This is a genomic window from Caballeronia sp., from assembly GCF_049581465.1.
Lineage (GTDB): Bacteria > Pseudomonadota > Gammaproteobacteria > Burkholderiales > Burkholderiaceae > Caballeronia.
In genome coordinates, this window is the sequence record NZ_JBAUSA010000604.1 from 1 (window position 1) to 6900 (window position 6900).

The 6900-nt window shown below is 57.2% G+C and carries 4 protein-coding genes; all 4 read left to right on the forward strand.

Annotated features, from left to right (window positions below; translation table 11 throughout):
- Window positions 1-455 precede the first annotated feature (455 nt).
- The gene (locus WCA53_RS14775; protein WP_423911501.1) at window positions 456-842 is read left to right on the forward strand and encodes a MarR family winged helix-turn-helix transcriptional regulator; all 387 of its coding nucleotides are present in this window, start codon (window positions 456-458) and stop codon (window positions 840-842) included.
- Between the two features lie 242 nt (window positions 843-1084).
- A complete protein-coding gene (locus WCA53_RS14780) occupies window positions 1085-1531 on the forward strand; it encodes a tautomerase family protein (RefSeq protein WP_423911503.1) in 447 nt (148 codons plus the stop codon).
- 42 nt (window positions 1532-1573) lie between these two features.
- The gene (locus tag WCA53_RS14785; RefSeq protein WP_423911505.1) at window positions 1574-2554 is read left to right on the forward strand and encodes a LysR family transcriptional regulator; all 981 of its coding nucleotides are present in this window, start codon (window positions 1574-1576) and stop codon (window positions 2552-2554) included.
- A gap of 1165 nt (window positions 2555-3719) precedes the next feature.
- Window positions 3720-6900 (forward strand): efflux RND transporter permease subunit (locus tag WCA53_RS14790; protein ID WP_423911507.1); only part of this gene is annotated, 3181 nt, incomplete at its 3' end.

The window sequence follows — 6900 nt, forward strand, 5'->3', positions numbered from 1 at the left end:
TGGCACAAGAGGCGCCGACCGACTAAACTCACGCCGAACCCATATTCGTTCGCTTGATCGCGATGAGGCGAAAGGTCTGCCTTACCCCATCCGAGATCGGCCGCACTATCCGCGATCGAAATATCTATCGACTAAAAATATTCGATGCGGCCTACTGTTGACAAGTCGGTTACCAGTATTGGTCATGCGAGTACACGTCCGCGTGGCGACAATCCGGAAGAGCAGGGTGCGATCGACTGCAATACAGCGCGTTTGACCGCTCGGCAAAATCATCTGGAGATTCTGTGTGACTTGACAAGCAGCCGGGGTGATGTCATGGTTGGTTCTTTATCGATGTATATGCAACTGTGGTGGGCGGGCGCTTCGAACGTCGCCCGGACACGGTTGGCAAGCAGAGGGTCGATGGTATGTTCACAGATTGTTATTGCACGCAGTTTCGCCGGTCAGCTAACAGATTGACGGGTATCTATGACGAGGCTTTGCGGCCAGTTGGACTGAAGATCACGCAGTTTTCGTTACTGAGGGCGCTTGAGCGGCTAGGAACGGCGACCTACAACGAGATCGCTGAGGATGTAGCACTCGACAAGACGACTATCTCGCGGAATCTGAAGGTTCTCATCAACGCGGGATGGGTGAGCGTGAGTGTGGCGGCCGACGAAGATGCGCGATACAGATCCGCTCGACTCAGCAAGGAAGGGGTGAAAAAACTGCGTCACGCGGAGCCCTACTGGCGGATAGCCCAGCGACGCGTCGAAGATGAAGTGCAACGATTCCTTAACGGCCCCGCCAACATGCAATTGCTGGAGGCGTTGGAGTCGCTGCAGCAGGTCCCCGTGAAGTGACGTCGTAAGTCAGGCTTCGTTGGTTGTAGGGCAACACAGACGCGCAGAAAATCACGTTGACATTTGACGCGCAACGTATAGGATGTACCTACATCTAGGTGTATCCGACGTTCGATCAATAGTCAGGAACATTTTCTCGGACAAATAGATGTAGATACATCTGTTTGACGATTTCTCGCCAGCACGGATCCAGACCTGGTGGGAGATCCGCGATTGAATCCAGTTAGTTAAGGAGATATGAGATGCCTACCTACGTAGTTAACGCGATGCAGAATCTTCTGACGCCTGGTGAGAAGAAGCAGATCGCCCAGGAAATCACGCGGGCGCATAGCAGCGCAACCGGTGCGCATGGTTTGTTTGCGCAGGTGATCTTCAACGAGATCCCGTTGGGTAGTCATTTCATGGGCGGCGTGCTGATCGAGACCAAACAGGTGTACGTGCATGGCCACATCCGCGCCGGTCGCACTGAGGCGCAGAAGAAACTGCTTCTCGATGACGTTATCGAGGCCGTGATCAAGATCACTGGACTCGAGCGGCGTTGTTTGTGGGCGTACATCTCGGAGCTCGCTCCCTCGAACATGGTTGAGTACGGCCGGGTCCTGCCGAGGCCCAGTTCGGGATCTCAGTGGCTTGAAGCGCTGTCGCAGGGAGATCGTGAGTACATGCTGAGTTTGGGTAACGCGCAATAACTCAAAAAAATTGCGAACTTTGAGAAAACGGATCGAAACAGCATGGACACATTTCGCTGCATGAAAAATTTTGTCGAGGTGGCAGAGGCCGGAAGCTTCACGGCAGCGGCCCGCCAACTGAATACAACAACCGGTTACGTATCCCGCTCAGTCTCTGACCTGGAGGCTCATTTGCGGACTCGCCTGCTGAACCGGAACACACGACGTGTTGCACTGACGGAAGCGGGTGAGCGGTATCTGCAGAGGTGCTGCGCAGTTATCGCTTCGGTCGCGCAAGCGGAGGCTGAAGCGTCGGATGCGCAAGCGAACCCGGTCGGTACCCTTCGAGTTCACGCAATGTCGTGCATTGGGCAAAACTATGTAGTGCCCGCGATTGCAGCATACCAGGCGCGTTATCCTTCAGTAACCGTGGACTTGACACTCTCGCAGAATGAGCCAGATCTGCTTGAGGATGGTTACGACGTAGCTTTGCGGGTGTCCCCAACCTCGTTGCCGGACTCTGGCTATATTTCACATCGACTCGGCACTTTCTATAGCGCTCTGTGGGCGTCAAAGGCGTATCTCGACACACACGGCGTGCCAGAGACGGTCGAAGATCTATCGAAGCATACCTGCTTGCAGGTTGCCGTACCTGCGTTCCCATCTGATAGGTGGCTTCTGAAAAGTGAGCACGACCGGCATGAATTCAGGTTGCCTGAGGAGCGGTTCAAGGTGAACGTTGCCGGCGCAATGATAGCTGCCTTGCAGCAAGGTATGGGCATCGGCGCTCTGCCGGCTTTTGCTCTCAGGTCTCTGGTCCATTCAGGTACTCTGGTAAGGGTACTGCCTCGATATCAACTTCAAACGGTGGATCTGTTCGCCCTTTTTGCATCAAGACAGTATCTGGATGCGAAGATCAAGACGTGGATGGACTTTTCCCGTACCTGGATAGCGGACGCGCTGAGTCATGACGCCGCCGAGATCAATCGAAGTCCGACGTGGGGCGAGGTTGAAGCTGTGGATGAGGCACCTGTAAGCGCGTGAACCTAACTTTCACTCGGCGAGCGATCGTAGGCGGCCCATCCGGCTAGCCGAGATTTCGGTGATCTGCATGCGCCGGCTACTGGAGTGCCTCTATAGAGGCAGGTGTCTGTTGGCGAATTTTCACCGGTTTCGTGCGCAACTGCTCACACGTGCCGGTTGGAGGGCATTGAGTTGAATACCCGCAGGGAGCGGACATGCCCACAGCAGAGTGCCGTCTTGCGCCTTGGTCCCCGCTACCTCTGGCGGCCGCCACGCGCGCGAACGACTTGCGTTCCGTTGAACCCTATAGATCGGCCATCTGATTCGGCCACTACGTAGCGCCCGGCTCATTCCCCTGAACGTCTTCAGCCTACCTTAGCTGCTCATATTGGTCCATACGCACCGAGTTCATCTCCACTCGGACTTGGCGTATGGGTCTGCGAGCGCGACTGAGGTACTTACTGAGCGCGGCGGACATGGCCCGATTCAGCTTGGCTTGGTGACCAAGGTTCAGTCGCGGGCCGCAAGCCGTGCGTCATCGATCAACTATTTCTGATGAACTTTTGCCTGCACATATGGCGTGTAGGGATATTTGCGTGCCAAGGCAAAGGCAGACGGAGTGTTCTTTAGTGATAGCGCTCATTTGTCCGGGACTCAATGCGGCCGAGCGTTATCCGGCTCTATAGACGCGGATCGCTTGCCATCGGTAAACGGAGTTTTTACAAAACGATCGTTTTTCGACGCGTTCCATTGGGATAAATTCTCTCCCTCGATGTTGTCATTTAGATGTTTTTCCGGAAATCGTGGTGGCCGATCAGGATGGCTCGCTAAAGAGGATTAACGCGACGTTGTATCGCGGGGAATAGCCTCCAGGTGAGGGTGGGTGAGCGCACCTGCAATGAAACAAGGACTGCGGCCCCAATGAACCTCTCTCGAGTCTGTGGTGCCAATTTACGTTGGATAAGAAACCGAACGATTCAAGGACGCTTATTTTCACGTTACCAGATTAGTTGTACTACGCGGTACCTGATCGCTCAGGCATTGTGATCGGAGGTTTCATTTTTCCGGACCGCAAGAATGATTTTCCCGCGCGAGCCTGTGGTGCTCCGCTTTGGGGTTACGAGTAGAAATCGATGCGGAGCGTCGCACGTCTGATCGCTGCCGGATTTGCAACTCTGGAATTTTTATGATTGGTATTGTTCGCATTGCTCTCAAGAGGCCATATACATTCGTTGTTCTGGCTATATTTATTCTCATTGTCGGACCGCTTGCCGCGTTTCGCACGCCCACGGACATCTTTCCTGACATCAGGATTCCGGTCATCAGTGTCGTATGGCAATACACGGGGCTGCCGCCAGACCAGATGTCGGGTCGCATCATGTCTCCGTTCGAGCGGGTCCTGACCACGACTGTCAACGACGTCGAACACATAGAAGGAAAGTCCATTGCCGGATACGGCGTCGTCAAGATATTCTTCCAACCGGGCGCCGACATCCGGACCGCGAACGCTCAGGTGACATCGATCGCCCAGGTCATCCTGAAGCAACTGCCGCCAGGCGCTACGCCCCCGCTCATCCTCAACTACAACGCATCGACGGTCCCGATTATCCAGCTCGCTCTCTCCGGCAAGGGGCTCTCGGAGCAGAATCTCGGCGACCTAGGTCTGAATCAGCTCCGTCCGATCTTGACGACGGTGCCCGGGGCCGCACTACCGTATCCGTACGGCGGCAAATCACGGCAGATTCAGATCAACGTCAAACCGTCCGCGCTCGAGGCTCGGGGGCTGTCTGCCCAGGACGTCGCCAACGCATTGGCGGCACAGAACCTCATCACGCCGGTAGGCACCGAAAAGATCGGAAACTACGAGTACACGGTGCAGCTTAATGACGCGCCGTCCGCGATCAGTGCAATTGCGAACATGCCGATCAAATCTGCAAACGGCACGACGATCTATATGCATGACGTCGCCGATGTCGCCGACGGCAGCCCCCCACAAACAAACATCGTCCACGTCAACGGCAAGCGCTCGGTGCTGCTGACCGTGCTGAAGAATGGCTCGGCCTCCACGCTCGCCATCATCGCCGGCGTCAAGCAGCGCGTGGCCGACGCGAAGGCTTCGCTGCCAGACAATCTTCGGATCGATGCCATCGGCGACCAGTCGATCTTCGTCCGAACCGCGATTTCCGGCGTCGCCCGCGAGGGTTTGATTGCCGCAGTCCTGACGAGCCTCATGATCTTGCTGTTTCTGGGCAGCTGGCGTTCGACCGTCATCATCGCAACGTCCATCCCGCTCGCGATTCTAGGGTCGATTTCCGTGCTGTCGATGTTGGGCGAAACCCTGAACATCATGACCCTTGGAGGACTCGCGCTCGCCGTCGGGATTCTCGTGGACGATGCCACAGTAACAATCGAGAACATCAACTGGCACCTCGAGCAAGGCAAACCTGTCGATAGTGCCATTCTCGACGGCGCCGCACAGATCGTCACGCCTGCGTTCGTTTCGCTACTTTGCATCTGCATTGTGTTCGTTCCCATGTTCTTTCTGGATGGTGTAGCGCGTTTTCTGTTTGTACCGATGGCTGAGGCGGTCATATTTGCGATGGTCTCGTCGTTTATCCTGTCGCGGACCCTCGTGCCCACGATGGCTATGTACCTTCTAAAGCCTCACGGACATGGAGGCGATCACGAACGTCGCGAATCGTCCAACCCGCTCGCGCGGTTTCAACGCGGCTTCGAGGCCCGATTTGAGCGGGTTCGTGCGAACTACAGCGCAATACTTGAGCTGCTGCTGGTCCATCGCCGCAGCTTCGTCATGGGGTTCTTCGCGTTTGTTGTGCTGTCGTGCGCGCTCGTCCCGTTCCTTGGACGCAACTTCTTCCCCGACGTGGATGCCGGCCAGATCCTGTTGCACGTGCGGGCACCGGTTGGTGTGCGTGTCGAGCGAACCGCGCAGATCTTCGCGGACGTAGAGAGCCGGATCCAGGCAACGATCCCGGCAGCCGAACTTGGCACGGTGGTGGACAACATGGGGCTGTCCATCAGCGGCCTCAACACGGCTTACAACAACACGGGGACGATAGGCTCCCAGGACGGGGACATCCAGATTTCGCTAAAGGAGGGCCACCGGCCCACTGCCGAATACGTGCACAAGTTGCGCGAAACGCTTCCGCGTGCCTTCCCAGGCGTCGTGTTCTCGTTCCCGCCGGCGGACATCATCAGTCAGATCCTGAACTTTGGCTCGCCCGCGCCGGTTGACCTTCAGGTTCGCGGCAAAAGTCTTCCGGCCGATTTTGCTTACGCGAACCTGCTGCTGCGTCAGATCCGGCACGTTCCCGGCGTAGTCGATGCCCGCATCCAGCAATCCCAGGCCAATCCCCAGCTTGATATCGAGGTGGACCGTACCCAGGCGCAGCTTCAGGGCATTACTGAGCGCGATGTGACCAATAGCCTGCTGGTGCACCTGGCGGGATCCGGTCAGGTTGCGCCTACCTACTGGCTCAACCCGGCCAATGGCGTTGAATATCCGATCGTCCTGCAAACGCCGCAATACGGCCTTGATACGTTGCCGTCCCTGGTCAACTTGCCCATCACCGGCGCCTCCGCGGCAAACGATGGACAGATCCTCGGCGGCGTGGCCACGATCCGCCGTTCCACCGGCGACGAAGTCGTCAGCGACTACAACATACAGCCGATGGTCGAGATCTACGCGGCGACCCAGGGGCGCGATTTGGGTGCGGTTGCCTCTGACCTTGGCCACATCGTTTCCGCCAATGAAAAGAGTTTGCCGAAGGGCGCGAAGGTGGTCCTGCTCGGGCAGGTCCAGACCATGAACAGCGCGTTCAGCGGCATGCTGTTCGGGTTGCTCGGAGCGGTCGTGCTGATTTACCTGCTCATCGTGGTCAATTTCCAGTCGTGGGCCGACCCGCTTGTGATTGTCACCGCGTTGCCCGGCGCGTTGGCCGGCATCGTGTGGACGCTGTTCGCAACGCATACCACACTGTCGGTTCCCGCCCTGACCGGAGCCATCATGTGCATGGGGGTCGCCACGGCGAATGCCATCCTGGTCGTGAGTTTTTGCCGTGAACGTCTGGCCGAACACGGCGACGCATTCAAGGCGGCGCTGGAGGCCGGCGCAACCCGGTTCCGCCCGGTCCTAATGACCGCCCTCTCGATGATTATCGGCATGGCACCGATGGCGCTCGCACTCGGCGAAGGTGGAGAGCAGAACGCGCCGCTGGGCCGCGCGGTAATCGGCGGCTTGCTGTTCGCGACCACCGCAACGCTTTTCCTTGTACCCGCAGTTTTTTGCATGATCCATTCGCGTCGGGGTAGCACTTCGACGACACCGATCTCCGGAGATCCCATTG

Coding starts and splice junctions, on each gene's coding strand:
- WCA53_RS14780 (WP_423911503.1), top strand. CDS start 1,085: ATGCCTACCTACGTAGTTAACGCGATGCAGAATCTTCTGACGCCTGGT.
- WCA53_RS14785 (WP_423911505.1), top strand. CDS start 1,574: ATGGACACATTTCGCTGCATGAAAAATTTTGTCGAGGTGGCAGAGGCC.